A 16,419-nucleotide genomic window follows, 5' to 3' on the forward strand; every position below is an offset into this window, starting at 1 on the left:
ATGAATCGGACATGGTTGTCGGCCGGCCTTGGCGTCGGCCTGATCGTAGCGGGCGTGGCGCCGGCGGTGCTGGGGCAGCAGCGGGCGATTCGCACCGTCTCCTCGATCAGCGCGCAAGACAAGGCATCGGGCGCCAAGCAGCATCCCGAACTGCTCAAGGAATTTGGCGGCGCCTATGTCGGGCCGCAGGCGCGCTATGTGGAAACGGTCGGACGCCGCATCGCGGTCCAGTCCGGCCTCTCCAACGCGCAGGGCGATTTCACCGTCACCCTGCTCAATTCCCCGGTCAACAACGCCTTCGCCATCCCCGGCGGCTATGTCTATGTCACGCGCCAGCTGATGGCGCTGATGAATGACGAGGCGCAACTGGCCGGCGTGCTGGGCCATGAAGTCGGCCATGTTGCCGCCCAGCATGGCCAGCGGCGCCAGCAGGCGGCGCAGCGCAACGCGATTGGCGGCGCGCTGCTGCAGGTGCTGACCGGCGCCTTGCTGGGCGATTCGGCGCTGGGCGGCGTGCTGCAGCAGGGGATCGGCACCGGCAGCCAGCTTCTGACCCTCAAATTCTCGCGCAGCCAGGAATATGAGGCGGACGATCTGGGCATCCGCTACCTCGCCTCGGCCGGCTATGATCCCCGTGCGCTGTCGGACATGCTCGCCTCGCTCGCGGCGCAGACCAGTCTGGACCAGCGTGTGTCGGGCGACGCGCGCTCCATGCCCGAATGGGCCAGCACCCATCCCGATCCGGGCGAGCGCGTCGATCGGGCGGCGCAGATGGCGTCACGCACCGGCGCGACCAGCACGTTGCGCAACCGCGACGCCTTCCTGACGGCACTCAATGGCGTCCTTTATGGCGATGATCCCAAGCAGGGCGTGATCGATGGCAGCCGTTTCCGCCATCCCGACCTGCGCCTGTCCTTCACTGCGCCCTCGGGCTTCGGCATGGAAAATGGCGCGGACGCGGTCAGCATCACCGGTTCGGGCGGTCAGGCACAGTTTGGCGGCATGGCCTATAATGGCAATCTGTCGACCTATATCGATTCGGTGCTCAAGCGACTCGCGGGCAATGCCGGCGCCCCGCCTGCAGGCGAGGTGCAGCGCACGACGATCAACGGCCTGCCGGCCGCCTGGCGCACGGTGCGCGCCAACACCAAATCGGGTCAGATCGACGCGACCGTCTTTGCCTATGATTTCGGCGGCGGAAAGGCCTATCATTTCCTGCTGCTGACCCCGGCGGGCAAGGGCATTGGCCCGTTCGACTCGATGGTCCGTTCGGTCCAGCGCCTGTCGGCGCAGGATGCGGCGGCGATCAAGCCGCGCCGGGTCAATCTGGTCACCGTCAAGGCGGGCGACACCGTCCAGTCGCTTGGCCGCCGCATGGCCTATAGCGATTATCCGCTGGAACGCTTCCTGGTGCTGAACGCCCTCAACGAACGCTCCGTGCTGAAACCGGGCGATCGGGTGAAGATCGTCACCTGGTAAGATTCGGCACATTCCTGGCAAAGAAAAAGGGCGGCGGAATTGCTTCCGCCGCCCTTTTCTAACATCGGTTTCGAGCTTACTTCAGGTTGCCCGAAACGTTGTTGAAGGTGCTGCCCAGCTTCGAGCCCAGGCTGGTCATGGCGCCGATGGCGGCCACGGCGATCAGAGCGGCGATCAGGCCGTATTCGATGGCGGTCGCGCCCTTTTCGTTCTTCAGCATCTTGCGAATGAACTGCATGTGATGTCTCCTTGACAAACGTTACGTTAAACTACCCGGCCGCCCCGCTTTGGATTAGGTCAGCGAAGACCTCTCTAGATTGGCTCGGTTGAGAAAAGTTTAATGCGGAAAGTGGCGTGTCAGAATTTGTTGGTTAATGCTTGGTAACTTCTTCGGCGACGTTGTTCCACATGCCGGTGGTTCGTGTCGCGACATTGTTCAGTGCCGCGATCATGGCCAGCACGATCATCGCGATGATCAGGCCATATTCGACCGCGGTTGCCCCCCGCTCACATCGCGAAAGCGCGGATTTCGTGACGAATTCGATGATCGCGCGCATATGACCCCGCTTGGCTACAGACACTCCACGATCAGTGTGTAAAGCAGCCACGGTTAACAAAGCCCTTGCAAGGGAGCGTTATGCAGAGTTTTACCCCGTTTCTGGTCGTCGCCGTCGCCCTGATCGATGCCGATGGGCGCGTTCTGGTGCAGCAACGGCCGCCCGGAAAGCCGATGGCGGACCTGTGGGAATTTCCCGGTGGCAAGGTGGAGCCGGGTGAAACGCCCGAGGCGGCACTGGTGCGCGAACTGGAGGAGGAACTGGGGATCCGCACCCATGAAAGCTGCCTCGCGCCCGCGACCTTCGCCAGTGCACCGCTGGAGAGCAAGCATCTGCTGCTGCTGCTTTATGTCTGCCGCAAATGGGAAGGGATGCCCGAAGCGCGCCATGCCACCGCGCTGCAATGGGTGCGGCCCGCGCAAATGTATGCGCTCGACATGCCACCAGCCGACCTGCCGCTGATCGGCATTCTCGACGCGCTGATCTGACGGGAAATCCGGCTCTGCACCGATGGCGCAAGGTTAGGCCATAAAGGGCAGGGGAAGGGCGATGCGCGCCTTCCCCCGCAGCCTGTAAACGGGGCCAACCGCCGGACAGCCGGCCCCGCGCGTCAGTCTCAGTCTTCCTTGGCCTTGCTCTGCAGCTGGACATAATTCTGGATGCCCATGCGCTCGATCATCTCGAACTGGGTTTCCAGCGTGTCGACATGCTCTTCCTCGCTTTCGAGGATATACTGGAACAGGTCGCGGCTGACGAAGTCCTTGATCGACTCGCAATAGGCGATGGCGTCGCGCAGCACCGGCAGCGCCTCATATTCCAGCTCCAGGTCCGCCTTGAGGATTTCCTCGACGGTTTCGCCGATCTTCAGGCGGCCGAGCAGCTGGAAATTGGGCAGGCCGTCAAGGAACAGGATGCGCTCCGCCACCTTGTCGGCGTGCTTCATCTCGTCGATCGATTCCTCATATTCGAACTTGGCGAGCTTCTCGATGCCCCAGTGATTGAGGATGCGATAGTGGAGGAAATATTGGTTGATCGCGGTCAGCTCGTTCTTGAGGACCTCGTTCAGATAATCGATAACCTTCTGGTCGCCCTTCATGGCGCTATGCTCCGGCTGTTATTGGGAATGCCGGACATATAAAGGTTTCGCATCCGGTTGTTAAGCTGGAAAGGCGCAGAAAACCGCCATTTTTCAGGCGGCTATTGCGTCGACTTCGCGATTGTCAGGGGCCTTTTACTGCGCCTGCTTCGCAATGATATCAGGCCGTCGCGCGCTCTGCTGCAATGATCGTGCGGGCATAGCCGACACATTGGCCGCACTTGGGGCGGCGGCCGAAACGGGCATAGGCGCTACAGGGGGTATCGGCACCATCGCGCGCCGCTTCCCGCAGATCCTTTTCGCGAATGGCATTGCAAACACAGACGACCATTGGATTCTCCTGACCCGTGAAATAGGTCAGATGCTAATGGATCGCAATAGAAGATCATGCGCTTCTGCGAATCTTTTGCACTTTTCCCTTTTGCAGGCTGCGCCAGACCCATTCGGCCGGCCCCATCGCGAATCGGTTGAGCCAGGCTTGGGACCAGAGCAGCATCACTGCCCAGACGGCGATAAGGAAGAGCGGAAAGGCTGCCGGGCGCACCTGTCCGAACAGCCCCAGGCCCCAGCCATAGAAGATCGCCGTCATGATGAGGCTGGTGCCCAGATAATTGCTGAGCGCCATGCGCCCGGTCGCGGCGATCCGGCCGACCAGCCAATGATCGCGATGCCGCGCCAGCAGCCACAGGATCAGCGCTGCCCAGCCGACCGCCAGCGGGATGCGGAAGGGGAAGGACCATAGCAGAGCGGTCGAAAAGGCGGTCAGCGGCGCAAAACCGCTCGCGATCACCCAGATGGTCAGGCCGATCATCGGCACCAGCCCGATCAGGAAGCAGTGGCGCGCGGTCTGCCTATATTGCTCGGCGGGCCAGCGGCCGATCAGGAAGCCGCCTTTCAGCATCGCCATGCCCAGCAGCATGAAGCCCAGCGTGTCGAGCCCGGTGAAGAGGAAGGTCCACAGCCAGTCGCCGACAAAGCCGGTCAGATGGTGGCGCACGATCCCGCCGAAGCTGCCGGTATAGATGGCAATATCCTGCTGGATGATCGGACTGCTGGGGTCGGACAGGCCAGCGAGGAAGCTGTCCAGTCCCTCGCGCGTCGCGGCGGCGGCACCGGGTGCGGCGGCGGCATGAGCCCAGCCATAGAGGCTGGCGATGAAGGCGCCGCAGATCAGGAAGTGGATCAGGAAGGCGAGAAACGCCCATTTGACCAGCGCCAGCGGCTCCTTCTGGGCAAAGAGCAGGGCGATGGTGCCGACCACCGCATAGGTCACTAATATGTCGCCCCACCACAGCAATATGTGATGCAGCAGGCCGATTGCCAGCAGCCAGCCGCCGCGCACCAGTTGCGTCCGCGTGCCATCCCGCCCGGCCATTTCTTCCCGGTCGATCAGCAGCAGCATCGAGGCGCCGAACAGCAGCGAGAACAGCCCGCGCATCTTGCCGTCGACCAGGATCAGGCTGCTCGCCCAGAAGGCGATGTCGCCGGCCGACATCAGCCCGGCCGCGACCGGATTGAAATAGGCGTTCTGCGGCAGGGCGAAGGCGGTGATATTCATCCACAATATGCCCATCACCGCGCAGCCGCGCAGCACGTCCATGGCGGGGATACGGGGCGATGCGGCGGTCATGCGGGCAATCCTTGAAGATGCTGGCCATCGGGGCATTGGTCTGTCATGCGCCTAGCCATGAATGATGGCCGCAAGCAACGGATAAGCGAGTCCTTCGGCGCGGCGGCCGACCGGTATGACGAACATGCCGGACCGCAGCGGACGGCCGCCGGGTTGGTGGCGGACATCGCCCAGCGGCAAAGCCCGGACGGCGTCGCGCGCATCCTGGAAATCGGTTGCGGCACCGGCCTGCTCACGCGCGACATCCAAACCCGCTGGCCCGGCGCGGATCTGGTCGCGACCGACATCTCGCCAAAGATGCTGGACCGGGCTGCATCGGCCGGGCTGGTGGCCGGCACCTTCCTCGCGATGGATGGGGAGGCACCCTCGTTCGAGGGCGAATGGTTCGACCTCATCCTCTCCAGCCTTGCCTTCCAATGGTTTGATGACCTGCCCGCCGCGATCGCGCGGCTGGTGGCGCTGCTGCGCCCCGGCGGCAGCCTCATCTTCTCGACCATGGGGCAGGGCAGCTTTGCCAATTGGCGCGCTGCCCATGCGGCCTGCGATCTGACGCCCGGCGTCCCCGCCTATCCCTCGCTCGACGCGCTGCGCGCGATGCTGGCGGCCTATGGCGACGCCTTCGCCTTTGACGAGACTGTCCTGCTGGACGGGCAGGGCGCGCGCGCACTGATCGGCCATCTCAAGGGCATCGGCGCGGTTGTGCCGGACGAAGGGCGGCGACCGCTATCCCCTGCCGCCCTGCGCCGGGTCATGGCCGCCTATGACGAGGCGGGCGGCCGCGACGTCTATCAGTTGCTGATCGGCCGGGTGACGCGCGCCGCCCAGGCATAGGGACCGACCACAGTCCCGACGAAGCCGCCAGCCTCATGGGTGCTGAGGAAGCGGATATCGACATCGCGTGCCAGCACCGCCTCCCGCCCATCGACGCCATAGACGAAGCGCGCCATGCCGCCATCGAAGTCCATCGTCAGGCGGACGGGCTTGGCCGGATCGATCGGCGCGGCCGCGACCAGCCTGTCACGATCGCTGTCCTCGCGGACCATCAGGGCGACCTGCGGTTTCCCGTCCTTCTGCGTCACGCCGAAGAACAGGAAGGATCGGTCGGACTGCACCGCCGCCAGCCCCGCACGATCCCCCTCCGTCTCCGGTCGATAGATTAGGTCGGTGCTGATGGTCGCGACATGGTGCTGCTGACGCCGCCCGACAAAGGCTGGCGCACCGCTCAGGTCGCCCAGCGCGGTCGTGCCGTCCAGCACCAGCGCGCCCGCCTCCAGTCGGTAAAGCGGTGCCTTGGGCGTCCGCAGCCCGATCCGGTCCATGCTAAGGCGCGGTCCGTCGAACCCGTCGCGATAGGCAAAATCGCCGCTGGTCGGCGGCGCATCCGCATCGCGCACGGGCAGGGCCGGGCGTTTCGCCGCATAGGGAATGGTCTTGCCGGCCTCCAATATATGCGGCCAGCCATCGCGCCATGCGACCGGCAGCAGGAAGGTTTCGCGCCCGATATTGTAGAGGTCCGGGCCATAAGGGCGGGTGGCGAGGAAGGTCGCCCACCAGACGCCCGCCTGCGTCTGCACCAGCTTGGCATGGCCGGCCGATGTCACCGGATGGGGACGGGCCGGGTCCAGACTGCGCTGGCTCAGGATCGGATTGCCGGCATAGGGGGTGAAGGGCCCCCGCAGGTCGCGGGCGCGGAACACCACTTCGCTATGCTGGTCGCCGGTGCCGCCCTCGGCTGCGATCAGATAATAATAACCCTCGCGCTTCAGCAGATGCGGTCCCTCGATCCAGGACGGCTTCTGGCTGATGTCGACGCCGCCATTGACGATCTGCGTCGCCGTGCCGGTCATCCTGAGCGCGCGCCAGTCAAATTCCTGCACCCAGATCGCCCGATGCCCCTCATAGCGGGGAGGTTCGGCCGGCGCGCGATTATTGACGATGAAGGCCTGCTCGCCTTCCCAGTAAATCGACGGATCAATCCCCTCGAACGGCAGCCAGTGGGGCTTGGACCAGGGGCCAGCCGCGTCCTTTGCCGTCATCACGAAATTGCCGCCGCAATCGACGCAGGTGCCGACCAGATAGAAGAGTCCGTCATGGAAGGAGATGTCGGGCGCGAACATGCCGCGCGAACTGCGCAGGCCGCTGAAATCAAACTGGTCGGGCCGGTCGATCGCATTGCCGATCTGGCGCCAATGCACCATGTCGCTCGACCGGAAGACCGGCAGCCCCGGATAATGGGCGAAGGAGGAGTTGACGAGATAATAGCTCTCGCCAACCCGCGTGATCGACGGGTCGGGATAATAGCCCGACAGGATCGGGTTGCGAAAGTCGTCCGGTCCGGGCGTCACCTGTTCCTGGGCGCGACCGTCATAGCGGAAATCGCTGAAACGGGCGGGGCCTGCCAGGGCCGGGCTGGCGATCGCAGCCAGCAACAGCCAAGCGGCACGACGGGTCTTGCGCATATCCTCTCCTCCCATTTTTGCCGAACATAGGAGAGAGTTTTTGATAGCGCTATCAAAAATCCGGCCCTGCGCGCGCAAACGGCCTGGATATGTCAACTTCGCTGTCACTATCTATCGTCGGCGCCCGGCCGCGATGAAGGCGATCGGCAGGCCGACCAGAATGCAGTGGGAGAAAAGCTGGTTGCCGATGTTCCAGGCGATCCGGCCGATTGGCAGTGCGGCATAGGCGGCGGGCAGCCACATGGCGGGCCAGCGCCACGGCCGCACGATCCAGTACATGATCGCCCAGAGCAGCAGGCCATAGAGCAGGCCGGCGACGACCGGATGGCGGCGCAGGGCAGGGCGCCGCTGTGCAATCAGCATATAGGCGCCCGCCATGCAGGCCATGATCGCGAAATGGACGGCCAGGCCGGCAATCGCCCATAGCCAGGCGGGATCGCCCCGCGCGCGATCGCCCAGCGGGCCGCTCGCGACAAATTGCAGCACCGCATGCGGCGCCGTGCCTGCCATGCCGGCAAAGACGAAGGCGGAAAATATGTCGAGTGTGCCGGCAACCAAGGTTGCCCGGATGATCCTCTCGCGCATGGTGCGCTCCCCATTTTCTCGGGGTGGATCATGACAGATTGCGATGAATTTGTCCCGCCGGATGCGCTGCACCCGGCGGGACGGAAAGATTTAGAGTTCGCTGTCCATCAGCGCGGGGAAGAAGCCCTCATGCGCGGTGCGCAGCGCGTCGATCGACACGCCCGCCACGCTGTCGCCGCCGACGGTGCCGATCTTGACCGCGCCCGCAATCTCGACGCCGGCCGGCGCCGTGACGACATAGCGGCTCTGGTCTTCGCCGAACGCCGAAGCGGTGGTCAGCGCCACGTCCAGCGTCGCGCCGATCTTGCCGGCCAGCGCCATCTCCGCGATCGTGACGATCAGGCCGCCGTCGGAAATGTCATGCACGGCATTGACCGTGCCGGCCACCACCAGCGCGCGGACGGCGTCGCCATTGGCGCGCTCGACCGGCAGGTCGACCTTGGGCGCATCACCCGCTTCGCGGCCGGCAATCTCGCGCAGCCAGATCGACTGGCCCAGATGCGTGCCTTCGCCACCGACCAGCCAGATCGCGTCGCCTGCATTCTTGAACGCCACGGTCGCCATGGCATCGATGTCGGCCAGCAGGCCGATGCCGCCGATCGCCGGGGTCGGCAGGATCGCCGAGCCACCGCCGGTTGCCTTGGATTCATTGTAGAGGCTGACATTGCCCGACACGATCGGGAAGTCGAACGCGCGGCAGGCGTCGCCCATGCCTTCCAGACAGCCGGTCAGCTGCGCCATGATCTCGGGGCGCTGCGGATTGGCGAAGTTGAGGCAGTTGGTGACCGCCAGCGGGGTCGAGCCGACCGCGCTCAGGTTGCGATAGCATTCCGCGATCGCCTGCTTGCCGCCTTCATAGGGATCGGCATAGCAATAGCGCGGGGTGCAGTCGGTGCTGATGGCAATGCCCTTGCTGCTGCCATGGACCCGGACCACCGCGGCGTCGCCGCCGGGGCGCTGCACCGTGTCGGCGCCGACCATATGGTCATACTGCTCCCAGATCCAGCGACGGCTGGCGATGTCGGGGCTGCCCATCAGCGTGACGAGGTCCGCGCCGATATTGGCGCTTTCGGCGATCTCACCCAGCGGCTCGACCTTCGACCAGATCTTATATTCGTCCTTCGGCATCGAGGGACGGTCGTAGAGCGGCGCATCGTCGGCCAGGGGGGCAAGCGGAATATCGCAGACGATCTCGCCCTTATGCTCCAGCACCATGCGGCCGGTGTCGGTGACATGGCCGATGACGGCGAAGTCGAGTTCCCACTTCCGGAAGATCGCCTCGGCAAAGGCTTCGCGGCCGGGCTTGAGCACCATGAGCATGCGCTCCTGGCTTTCCGACAGCATCATCTCATAGGTGGTCATGCCGGTTTCGCGCTGCGGCACGTCATCCATCTTGAGGTGCAGGCCGACGCCGCCCTTTGACGCCATTTCGACGCTGGAGGAGGTGAGGCCGGCGGCACCCATGTCCTGAATGGCGACGATCGCGTCCGACGCCATCAGTTCCAGGCATGCCTCGATCAGCAGCTTTTCGGTGAAGGGATCGCCGACCTGGACGGTGGGGCGCTTCTCTTCGCTGTCCTCACCGAAATCGGCCGACGCCATGGTCGCGCCATGGATGCCGTCGCGGCCGGTCTTGGAGCCGACATAGACGATCGGGTTGCCGACGCCGCTGGCGGCCGAATAGAAGATCTTGTCGGTGTCGGCGATGCCCACGGTCATCGCATTGACCAGGATATTGCCGTCATAGGCCGGGTGGAAATTCACCTCGCCGCCCACGGTCGGCACGCCGACGCAATTGCCATAGCCGCCAATGCCATGGACCACGCCGCTGATGAGATGCTTCATCTTGGGGTGGTCGGGGCGGCCGAAGCGCAGCGCGTTCATGTTGGCCACCGGGCGGGCGCCCATGGTGAACACGTCGCGAAGGATGCCGCCGACGCCGGTCGCGGCGCCCTGATAGGGTTCGATGTAGCTGGGGTGGTTGTGGCTTTCCATCTTGAAGATGGCCGCCTGGCCATCGCCGATGTCGACCACGCCGGCATTTTCGCCGGGGCCACAGATCACCTGCGGACCCTTGGTGGGCAGCTTCATCAGGTGGATCTTGGAGGATTTGTAAGAGCAGTGCTCCGACCACATGACCGAAAAGATCCCGAGTTCCGTCAGGTTCGGCTCGCGGCCGATCGCCTTCAGGACGCGATCATATTCTTCGGGGGACAGACCGTGCTCGGCAACGATCTGCGGGGTGATCTGGGGGGCGCTGCTGGACATGAGCGCGCCTTTAGACGCGTGGCGCGGGATTCACAATGGGGAGGCGGCGGCCAAGTCATGGCCGCCGCCCATAAGTCGCTTAGCAGCTGCTGTTGCGGTCGATCGCGCGGCCAGCCAAGGCGCCGGCGCCAGCGCCGACGACGGTGCCGGTGGTGCGATCGCCACGGGTGTCGACAGCCCGGCCCAGCAGGGCACCGGCAACGCCGCCCAGCAGCAGGCCGGTGGTGCCGCCCGACTTCCGGCAGCGATAATCACCGCGATAGCCGCGACGGTCGGAATAGCGACCATGGTCATAATGGCGGTCGCCACGGTGCCAGCCACGGTCATGGCCGCGGGCGAAGGAGGTCGCCGGAACGGCGGTGGCGACGGTTGCGGTCGCCAGGGCCATGGCGATCAGGCTCTTCTTGAAGTTCATGGGTCATCTCCTCGACCTGTTTATCTTTGGTACGAGGCTGTTCTGTCACCGGCTGGCTGGCAACATCCTGAACCGGCACGTTATCTGTCGTTCAGGAAAGGCACCGGGCATGAAAAAAGGGCCGGTTCCTAGGGAAGAACCGGCCCCTGTCAGAAAAAAGACTCAGGCAATGCTGCGATCAGACGTGGCAGGCCTGCGCCGACTTGCCGGGGACGGTGATCGTCACGTCGTTGCCCGAGCCCTTGACCTCATAACCACCTTCGGCGGTGAAGGGCTGGCCAGCTTCGGCAGCCTTCAGCATGGTGGGCGCGCCATTCTTTTCGGTGCGCAGGATCGCGCTCTTGTCGTCGCTCATATAGTCGACGAAGAACAGGCTGTTGTCCTTGCAGCGGAACTGCTTGTTGGCCTTGACCGACGGCGGCAGCTCGACCGGCGCGGCGTTGGCAAGCTGGGCAGCCATCGGATCGGCGGGGCCGCCGACGACTTCGGGTTCGTCACTCTTGTTGCAGGCCGACAGCATGGTCAGGCCGGCAACGGCGATGAGGGGGAGATAATATTTCATAGCGATCCTTTTATGTGCGCTTGCAACATTGTGCGTCAACGCAAAACTGCCCGAATTCCGCCACGCCTGTGCAGCGACGTCATGACGTTTGCGTGACAGCGGCGCTATTGACCCACTATTGGGCGGCCTTGGGTCTGCTGCCATGTCATCCGCGCTTGACCCCGTGGACAGGGGCGGTCAATGCAGGCGCATGGCTGAGGAAAATACCCCGCAAAAGGATCTGTCCCAATTGTCGTTCGAGGATGCGCTGCGCGCGCTCGAATCGATCGTCCGCCGGCTGGAAAGCGGCGATGTCCCGCTCGATGAGTCGATCTCGCTCTATGCCCAGGGTGAGGAACTGCGCAAGCGCTGCACCGAACGGCTACAGGCGGCCGAAGCGCGCATCAGCAAGCTGACCGTCGATGCCGGCGGCGCCATCACCGGCGCCCAGCCGTTCGGCGCGGATTGACCCACTGCATGGAACGGAGCGCGGCAGGCGCGCTGGTCGCCGCCCGTGCGGCAACGGTCGCGGCCGATATCGACCGGGCGTTCGACGCGCTGCTGGCGATCCCGGACGATCCGCGCCATCGCCTCTATGAGGCGATGCGCCATGCCGCGATCGGGGGCGGCAAGCGGCTGCGGCCGCTGCTGGTGCAGGCGACCTGCGACCTGTTCAACATTTCCCGCGAATCCGCGCTGCGCGTCGGCCTCGCGATCGAATGCATCCATGTCTATTCGCTGGTGCATGACGATCTGCCGGCGATGGACGATGACGATATGCGGCGCGGCAAGCCGACCGTTCACAAGGCGTTCGACGAAGCGATCGCGATCCTGGCCGGCGACTGCCTCCATGACCTTGCTTTCGAAATCCTCGCCGACGAACAGACCCATCCCGATGCCTTCGTCCGCATCGACCTCGTCAAGGCACTCGCCGTCGCCAGCGGCCCGGCCGGCATGGCAGGTGGGCAGATGATGGACCTGGAGGCGGAAAAGACCCGCTTCGATCTCGCCACCGTCACCCGACTGCAAAATCTCAAGACCGGCGCGCTGATCGGCTTCTGCGTCGATGCCGCCGCCATCATGGCGCGCATCCCGGTCGAGGCGCGCACCGGCCTGCACGGCTATGCCCGCGACATCGGCCTTGCCTTCCAGATTGCCGACGACCTGCTCGATGTAGAGGGCGACGCGGCCCTCGCCGGCAAGGCGCTGGGCAAGGATGCCGCCGCCGGTAAGGAAACCTTCGTCTCGCTCCTGGGGGTAGACCGGGCGCGGGAACAGGGGCGTCTACTCGTTGAACAGGCCAAGGTGCACCTGCACGGCCATGGCGCGGAGGCGGACCTGCTGCGCGCCATTGCCGACTATATTGTGGAGAGGGACCGCTAGATCATGAGCAAGTCGCGTATCGGTGTCTATCCCGGCACCTTCGATCCCATCACCCTTGGCCATATGGACATCATTCGGCGTGGCGCGAAGCTGGTCGACAAGCTGGTGATCGGCGTCACCACCAACATCAGCAAGTCGCCCATGTTTTCCGATGAGGAACGGCTGGACATGGTTCGCCGCGAATGTGCGGACATCGACACCGAAATCGTCGTCACCGGCTTCAACTCGCTGTTGATGGACTTTGCCGAATCGCAGGGGGCCAGCGTCATCATCCGGGGCCTGCGCGCCGTCGCCGACTTCGAATATGAATATCAGATGGCGGGCATGAACCAGCAGATCAACAGCCGGGTCGAAACCGTCTTCCTGATGGCCGACGTCTCGTTGCAGCCGATCGCGTCGCGTCTGGTCAAGGAAATCGCCCTCTATGGCGGGCCGATCCACAAGTTCGTCAGCCCCGCCGTGCGCGAGGAGGTGGAGGCGCGGGTTGCCGCGCTCGGCCTCAAGGGGCAGGGCTAGGAACGGGTTGCCTTCATTGTTGCCGTCTCGTTTCAGCCCGCGTTCAGTTGCCAATCCCGATCAGGGCGCTATCAGGACGGCTTGACCTTCCCGGGCAAGATCTAAGGAAAGCTTATTCGCATGCGTTTCACTTCCGCGCTCAAGACCGTGGCGATCGGTTTCGCCCTCACCGCGTCCAGCGTGGCCTTCGCCCAGGGTGGCGGCGGTGGCGGCGGCGGTGCCGAGGAAATGAAGAAGGCGGAGACCGCTGCGAAGGCGGAGCAGAATGCCAAGTCACTGGGCGCCCAGCTGACGCCGCAACTGCCGCCGGCGACCATTCCGGCCGACCCGCAGAATATCTGGGATCTTGACCTGTCGAGCGGCGGCCGCGTGCGCATTCAGCTGCGCCCGGACATCGCCCCCAACCATGTCGAGCGGATCAAGGAACTGACCCGCCAGGGCTTCTACAATGGCCTGAAGTTCCACCGCGTCATCCCCGGCTTCATGGCCCAGGGCGGCGATCCCAAGGGCGACGGCACCGGCGGTTCGACGCTGCCCGACCTCAAGGCCGAGTTCAACCCGATGCCGCATCTGCGCGGCACCCTGTCGATGGCCCGCGCCCAGAGCGAAGACAGCGCCAACAGCCAGTTCTTCATCGTGCTGCTGCCGCGCATGCAGCTCGACAAGAAATATACCGTCTTCGGCCGCGTGATCGAAGGCATGCAATATGTCGACGCGATCCATGAGGGCGAGCCGCCGGCCGACCCGACCGTGATCCTGCAGGCCTCCATCGAGAGCGACGGCAAGCCGCCGGTGCTGGCACCGCCGCCCCCGCCGCCGGCGCCCGAACCTGCGGCCCTGCCGTCGAAGAAGCCGGCTGCCCCGGCCAAGAAGCCGGCCCCCAAGAAGAAGTGAGTTTGCGCCCGGAAGGGCCATCGTCATGCGTGTAGACCTGTTCGATTTCGATCTGCCGGCGGAGAATATCGCCCTCCGCCCGGCCAGCCCGCGCGATTCGGCGCGCCTTCTGCTCGTGCCCGGTGACGGCGCGATGGAGGATCGCATCGTGCGCGACCTGCCATCGCTGCTGCGCGCGGGCGATGTGCTGGTCTTCAACGACACCCGCGTCATTCCCGCCCAGCTGGAAGGGATGCGGGGCGAGGCACGGATCGGCGCGACCCTGCACAAGCGGCTGGGCCTGCGCCAGTGGCAGGCCTTCCTGCGCAATGCCAAGCGGGTGAGGGATGGCGACCGGATCGATTTCGGCGCCGGCGTCACTGCGATCGCCGGCCCGCGCGACGACGATGGCGGCGTCACCCTCGATTTCGAGGGCGAGGAACCGGTCGAGATCCTGCTGGAGCGGACCGGGCGCATGCCGCTGCCGCCCTATATCGCCAGCAAGCGCGCCACCGACGAGCGCGACCGCAGCGATTACCAGACCATGTTCGCGCGCGAGGATGGTGCGGTCGCTGCCCCAACCGCCGCGCTGCACTTTACGCCCGACCTCACCGCCGCACTGGCGCAGACCGGCGTGCTGACCGAAACGCTGACCCTGCATGTCGGCGCAGGCACCTTTCTGCCGGTCAAGGCGGACGATACCGACGACCATCGCATGCATGCCGAATGGGGGCGGATCGATCAGGCTACGGCCGATCGCCTGAACGCCGCGCGCGCGGCCGGCGGCCGGATCATCGCCGTCGGCACCACCTCGCTGCGCCTGCTCGAAAGCGCGACCGGCGAGGATGGCGTGATCCGCCCCTTCGCCGACGAAACCCGCATTTTCATCACACCCGGCTACCGCTTCCGCGCGATCGACGGGCTGATGACCAATTTCCACCTGCCCAAATCGACCCTGTTCATGCTGGTAAGTGCCTTGATGGGCCGCGATCGGATGCAACAGGTCTACGCCCATGCGATCGCCGCCGGCTATCGCTTCTACAGCTATGGGGACTCCTCGCTGCTGCTGCCGTGACGGCGATCGGTCATTACTGCACTCGTTTGATGCAGGCGATGCTGCCGACGATGTCGGTACGGGTGCCGCGGTTGCAGTGCCAGGACGGGTCATCCTGCAATGTCGGCGGATGGTCCTTGGCGGCCGAACGATAATGGGCATTATATAGCCAGATAAGTGCGGGGCGGCCGCTTATGGCACGGGCGCGCAATATTGCGTTCGGGTCGTCCCTGCGGTCCACGACCAGCGGTTCCACGGGCACGTCCATTCCGGCCCGTGCCAGGAAATAGCCGCCAATGGCCGCAAGCGATGCGCGGTCCATGATCTTTGCCGAGGGGGAATCCCATAGGAACAGGACGCGGTCGGGCCGTTCCGCGCGGATGAAGTCGCTGCCCTGTTCATAGCCGTAGATCGTTCGGTCGCCCAGTTCGGTTCGCATCAGCGCGGGGTTGAGGACGGGCGCCATGAAGGCGAAAGCCATGCCCAGTGCGGCATGGTCGGGGCGCGGCGTGCGCTGGATCAACAGGGTCAGGCCCAGCAGCGCGCTTGGCACCAGTGGCACCAGATAACGGTCGGTCAGGGACGGCTGGAACAGGCTGACCAGGATCGCAATGGCAAAGCCGATCACCGCCGTCAGTGCCGTCAGCGGCAACGGGTCGCTGCCGCTCGATAGGATATCGTATTGCTGGCGCCGCATATGGATCGTCGCGACGATGACAAGCGCGATGACCGCGAACAGGGCGACGATATTCTGCGCGCCCAGAACGAAGGCCAGGTTGAGCATCGCTCGGGACAGGCTGGTGGGATCATACCAGGCGACATCGTCGCGCGCATAGTCCGCCAGCCGGGGCAGATGATAGGCGAACCAGCCAAGACCTGGTGTCGCCACGATCATTGCCGGCCACATCCGCGCCAGACTCAGGCGATGTCGGTACAGCAGCACCAGTATCTGGCCCAGGATCAGGACGGCGGCATAATAATGGGTGAGGAACATCAGTGTTCCAAGCCCGACCCAGAGCATCGCCCAGCGCAGCGTCAATCGCTCAAGCAGGTGCGCGACGGTCAGGCAGGATGCGGTCGACAGCATCATCATCAGGCCATAGCCGCGTGCGTCCACCATGATGCCCAGATTGGGCGGCCACAAAAAGAGGAGGGCGGCCCATGTCCAGGCGCCGGTGCGACCGAGCGTGCGCGGGCGCCAGAGCAGCGGCAACAGGGCGGCGGCGAGGATGAACAGGATGGACGGGAGGCGCAGCATCAGATTGCTGTCGCCGAACAACGTCACCCAGCCTGTCAGCAGCAGATAATAGAGTGGCGGATTGCAATCGAGCCAGGCCTCGCGCCAGAAGGACGACCAGTCCGGCCGCGTCGCGATCATCCCGCTCCAGGTTTCATCGAGCCACAACGGAGTCGTGGCAGCGAAGTTCAGGCGCATGCCGACCAGATAGAGGGCGCCAAGGAGGAAGAAACTGCCGGTCAGCAGGATGATCGGTGTCGCGGGCAACCGGCGCGCGGCGGGAGTCTCGGGCAAGATCGGATCCTCGGATGAATTGCGAGGACAGT

The 16,419-nt window shown here is 64.7% G+C and carries 19 protein-coding genes; 8 read left to right on the forward strand and 11 right to left on the reverse strand.

Annotation, left to right across the window (positions count from 1 at the left end):
* A complete protein-coding gene (locus AC13EK_RS13195; protein ID WP_069336785.1) occupies nt 1–1,479 on the forward strand; it encodes a M48 family metalloprotease in 1,479 nt (492 codons plus the stop codon).
* A gap of 76 nt (nt 1,480–1,555) precedes the next feature.
* Here AC13EK_RS13195 and AC13EK_RS13200 read toward each other — a convergent pair whose 3' ends face one another.
* Both AC13EK_RS13200 and AC13EK_RS13205 read right to left on the reverse strand, forming a co-directional pair.
* The gene (locus AC13EK_RS13200) at nt 1,556–1,717 is read right to left on the reverse strand and encodes a Flp family type IVb pilin (RefSeq protein WP_004211201.1); all 162 of its coding nucleotides are present in this window, start codon (nt 1,715–1,717) and stop codon (nt 1,556–1,558) included.
* A 133-nt stretch (nt 1,718–1,850) separates the two neighbouring features.
* Entirely contained in the window at nt 1,851–2,036 is a 186-nt protein-coding gene (locus AC13EK_RS13205; RefSeq protein WP_048937848.1) for a Flp family type IVb pilin, read from the reverse strand.
* Between the two features lie 80 nt (nt 2,037–2,116).
* Here AC13EK_RS13205 and AC13EK_RS13210 point away from each other — a divergent pair, with 80 nt between their 5' ends.
* Complete coding sequence (locus AC13EK_RS13210) at nt 2,117–2,524, forward strand: (deoxy)nucleoside triphosphate pyrophosphohydrolase (RefSeq protein ID WP_069336784.1); 408 nt, start codon at nt 2,117–2,119, stop codon at nt 2,522–2,524.
* Between the two features lie 128 nt (nt 2,525–2,652).
* On the opposite strand, the gene bfr is transcribed toward AC13EK_RS13210, so the two are convergent.
* The 3 genes from bfr to AC13EK_RS13225 form a co-directional block, all read right to left on the reverse strand.
* Complete coding sequence (bfr, locus tag AC13EK_RS13215; RefSeq protein WP_004211204.1) at nt 2,653–3,132, reverse strand: bacterioferritin; 480 nt, start codon at nt 3,130–3,132, stop codon at nt 2,653–2,655.
* Between the two features lie 160 nt (nt 3,133–3,292).
* Entirely contained in the window at nt 3,293–3,463 is a 171-nt protein-coding gene (locus AC13EK_RS13220) for a (2Fe-2S)-binding protein (RefSeq protein ID WP_004211205.1), read from the reverse strand.
* A gap of 54 nt (nt 3,464–3,517) precedes the next feature.
* On the reverse strand, nt 3,518–4,762 hold the full coding sequence (locus tag AC13EK_RS13225) for a DUF418 domain-containing protein (RefSeq protein ID WP_069336783.1): 1,245 nt from the start codon (nt 4,760–4,762) through the stop codon (nt 3,518–3,520).
* 57 nt (nt 4,763–4,819) lie between these two features.
* On the opposite strand from AC13EK_RS13225, the gene AC13EK_RS13230 reads away from it, so the two are divergent.
* Nucleotides 4,820–5,593: a methyltransferase domain-containing protein gene (locus tag AC13EK_RS13230; RefSeq protein ID WP_069336782.1), complete on the forward strand. Its 774-nt coding sequence runs from the start codon at nt 4,820–4,822 to the stop codon at nt 5,591–5,593.
* Here the strand turns inward: AC13EK_RS13230 and AC13EK_RS13235 are convergent.
* The 5 genes from AC13EK_RS13235 to AC13EK_RS13255 all read right to left on the reverse strand — a co-directional run bounded on the left by AC13EK_RS13235 (nt 5,551) and on the right by AC13EK_RS13255 (nt 11,051).
* The gene (locus AC13EK_RS13235; protein ID WP_069336781.1) at nt 5,551–7,221 is read right to left on the reverse strand and encodes a glycoside hydrolase family 43 protein; all 1,671 of its coding nucleotides are present in this window, start codon (nt 7,219–7,221) and stop codon (nt 5,551–5,553) included. The two genes, AC13EK_RS13230 and AC13EK_RS13235, sit on opposite strands and share 43 nt — an antisense overlap.
* A 111-nt stretch (nt 7,222–7,332) precedes the next feature.
* Nucleotides 7,333–7,806 (reverse strand): hypothetical protein, encoded by a 474-nt coding sequence (locus AC13EK_RS13240; RefSeq protein WP_069336780.1) that lies wholly within the window; start codon nt 7,804–7,806, stop codon nt 7,333–7,335.
* A gap of 90 nt (nt 7,807–7,896) precedes the next feature.
* Nucleotides 7,897–10,074 (reverse strand): phosphoribosylformylglycinamidine synthase subunit PurL, encoded by a 2,178-nt coding sequence (gene purL / locus AC13EK_RS13245; protein ID WP_069336779.1) that lies wholly within the window; start codon nt 10,072–10,074, stop codon nt 7,897–7,899.
* A 79-nt stretch (nt 10,075–10,153) separates the two neighbouring features.
* On the reverse strand, nt 10,154–10,489 hold the full coding sequence (locus AC13EK_RS13250) for a glycine zipper 2TM domain-containing protein (RefSeq protein ID WP_004211212.1): 336 nt from the start codon (nt 10,487–10,489) through the stop codon (nt 10,154–10,156).
* A 178-nt stretch (nt 10,490–10,667) separates the two neighbouring features.
* Nucleotides 10,668–11,051, reverse strand: a complete 384-nt coding sequence (locus AC13EK_RS13255) for a hypothetical protein (protein ID WP_004211213.1) — start codon at nt 11,049–11,051, stop codon at nt 10,668–10,670.
* 190 nt (nt 11,052–11,241) lie between these two features.
* Here AC13EK_RS13255 and AC13EK_RS13260 point away from each other — a divergent pair, with 190 nt between their 5' ends.
* The 5 genes from AC13EK_RS13260 (at nt 11,242) to queA (ending at nt 14,877) form a co-directional block, all read left to right on the forward strand.
* On the forward strand, nt 11,242–11,499 hold the full coding sequence (locus AC13EK_RS13260) for an exodeoxyribonuclease VII small subunit (protein WP_004211214.1): 258 nt from the start codon (nt 11,242–11,244) through the stop codon (nt 11,497–11,499).
* Nucleotides 11,500–11,507: 8 nt separating this feature from the next.
* Nucleotides 11,508–12,413, forward strand: coding sequence for a polyprenyl synthetase family protein (locus tag AC13EK_RS13265; RefSeq protein ID WP_069336778.1), 906 nt, complete (start codon nt 11,508–11,510; stop codon nt 12,411–12,413).
* A gap of 3 nt (nt 12,414–12,416) precedes the next feature.
* On the forward strand, nt 12,417–12,929 hold the full coding sequence (gene coaD / locus AC13EK_RS13270; protein ID WP_010337450.1) for a pantetheine-phosphate adenylyltransferase: 513 nt from the start codon (nt 12,417–12,419) through the stop codon (nt 12,927–12,929).
* Between the two features lie 120 nt (nt 12,930–13,049).
* On the forward strand, nt 13,050–13,823 hold the full coding sequence (locus tag AC13EK_RS13275) for a peptidylprolyl isomerase (RefSeq protein ID WP_004211219.1): 774 nt from the start codon (nt 13,050–13,052) through the stop codon (nt 13,821–13,823).
* 25 nt (nt 13,824–13,848) lie between these two features.
* Nucleotides 13,849–14,877 (forward strand): tRNA preQ1(34) S-adenosylmethionine ribosyltransferase-isomerase QueA, encoded by a 1,029-nt coding sequence (gene queA, locus AC13EK_RS13280; RefSeq protein WP_069336777.1) that lies wholly within the window; start codon nt 13,849–13,851, stop codon nt 14,875–14,877.
* A 13-nt stretch (nt 14,878–14,890) separates the two neighbouring features.
* Here the strand turns inward: queA and AC13EK_RS13285 are convergent, their stop codons facing one another.
* Nucleotides 14,891–16,387, reverse strand: coding sequence for a glycosyltransferase family 39 protein (locus tag AC13EK_RS13285; protein ID WP_170828666.1), 1,497 nt, complete (start codon nt 16,385–16,387; stop codon nt 14,891–14,893).
* Between the last annotated feature and the right edge of the window lie 32 nt (nt 16,388–16,419).

Source organism: Sphingobium sp. L-44 (genome assembly GCF_056859495.1).

What these genes read in the sequence shown, in the direction of transcription:
- AC13EK_RS13240 (WP_069336780.1), bottom strand. Translation starts at nt 7,806, where the DNA reads ATGCGCGAGAGGATCATCCGGGCAACCTTGGTTGCCGGCACACTCGAC.
- AC13EK_RS13235 (WP_069336781.1), bottom strand. Translation starts at nt 7,221, where the DNA reads ATGCGCAAGACCCGTCGTGCCGCTTGGCTGTTGCTGGCTGCGATCGCC.
- AC13EK_RS13195 (WP_069336785.1), top strand. Translation starts at nt 1, where the DNA reads ATGAATCGGACATGGTTGTCGGCCGGCCTTGGCGTCGGCCTGATCGTA.
- AC13EK_RS13205 (WP_048937848.1), bottom strand. Translation starts at nt 2,036, where the DNA reads ATGCGCGCGATCATCGAATTCGTCACGAAATCCGCGCTTTCGCGATGT.
- AC13EK_RS13275 (WP_004211219.1), top strand. Translation starts at nt 13,050, where the DNA reads ATGCGTTTCACTTCCGCGCTCAAGACCGTGGCGATCGGTTTCGCCCTC.
- AC13EK_RS13200 (WP_004211201.1), bottom strand. Translation starts at nt 1,717, where the DNA reads ATGCAGTTCATTCGCAAGATGCTGAAGAACGAAAAGGGCGCGACCGCC.
- bfr (WP_004211204.1), bottom strand. Translation starts at nt 3,132, where the DNA reads ATGAAGGGCGACCAGAAGGTTATCGATTATCTGAACGAGGTCCTCAAG.
- purL (WP_069336779.1), bottom strand. Translation starts at nt 10,074, where the DNA reads ATGTCCAGCAGCGCCCCCCAGATCACCCCGCAGATCGTTGCCGAGCAC.
- AC13EK_RS13220 (WP_004211205.1), bottom strand. Translation starts at nt 3,463, where the DNA reads ATGGTCGTCTGTGTTTGCAATGCCATTCGCGAAAAGGATCTGCGGGAA.
- coaD (WP_010337450.1), top strand. Translation starts at nt 12,417, where the DNA reads ATGAGCAAGTCGCGTATCGGTGTCTATCCCGGCACCTTCGATCCCATC.
- AC13EK_RS13250 (WP_004211212.1), bottom strand. Translation starts at nt 10,489, where the DNA reads ATGAACTTCAAGAAGAGCCTGATCGCCATGGCCCTGGCGACCGCAACC.
- AC13EK_RS13210 (WP_069336784.1), top strand. Translation starts at nt 2,117, where the DNA reads ATGCAGAGTTTTACCCCGTTTCTGGTCGTCGCCGTCGCCCTGATCGAT.
- AC13EK_RS13265 (WP_069336778.1), top strand. Translation starts at nt 11,508, where the DNA reads ATGGAACGGAGCGCGGCAGGCGCGCTGGTCGCCGCCCGTGCGGCAACG.
- AC13EK_RS13255 (WP_004211213.1), bottom strand. Translation starts at nt 11,051, where the DNA reads ATGAAATATTATCTCCCCCTCATCGCCGTTGCCGGCCTGACCATGCTG.
- queA (WP_069336777.1), top strand. Translation starts at nt 13,849, where the DNA reads ATGCGTGTAGACCTGTTCGATTTCGATCTGCCGGCGGAGAATATCGCC.
- AC13EK_RS13260 (WP_004211214.1), top strand. Translation starts at nt 11,242, where the DNA reads ATGGCTGAGGAAAATACCCCGCAAAAGGATCTGTCCCAATTGTCGTTC.
- AC13EK_RS13225 (WP_069336783.1), bottom strand. Translation starts at nt 4,762, where the DNA reads ATGACCGCCGCATCGCCCCGTATCCCCGCCATGGACGTGCTGCGCGGC.
- AC13EK_RS13230 (WP_069336782.1), top strand. Translation starts at nt 4,820, where the DNA reads ATGAATGATGGCCGCAAGCAACGGATAAGCGAGTCCTTCGGCGCGGCG.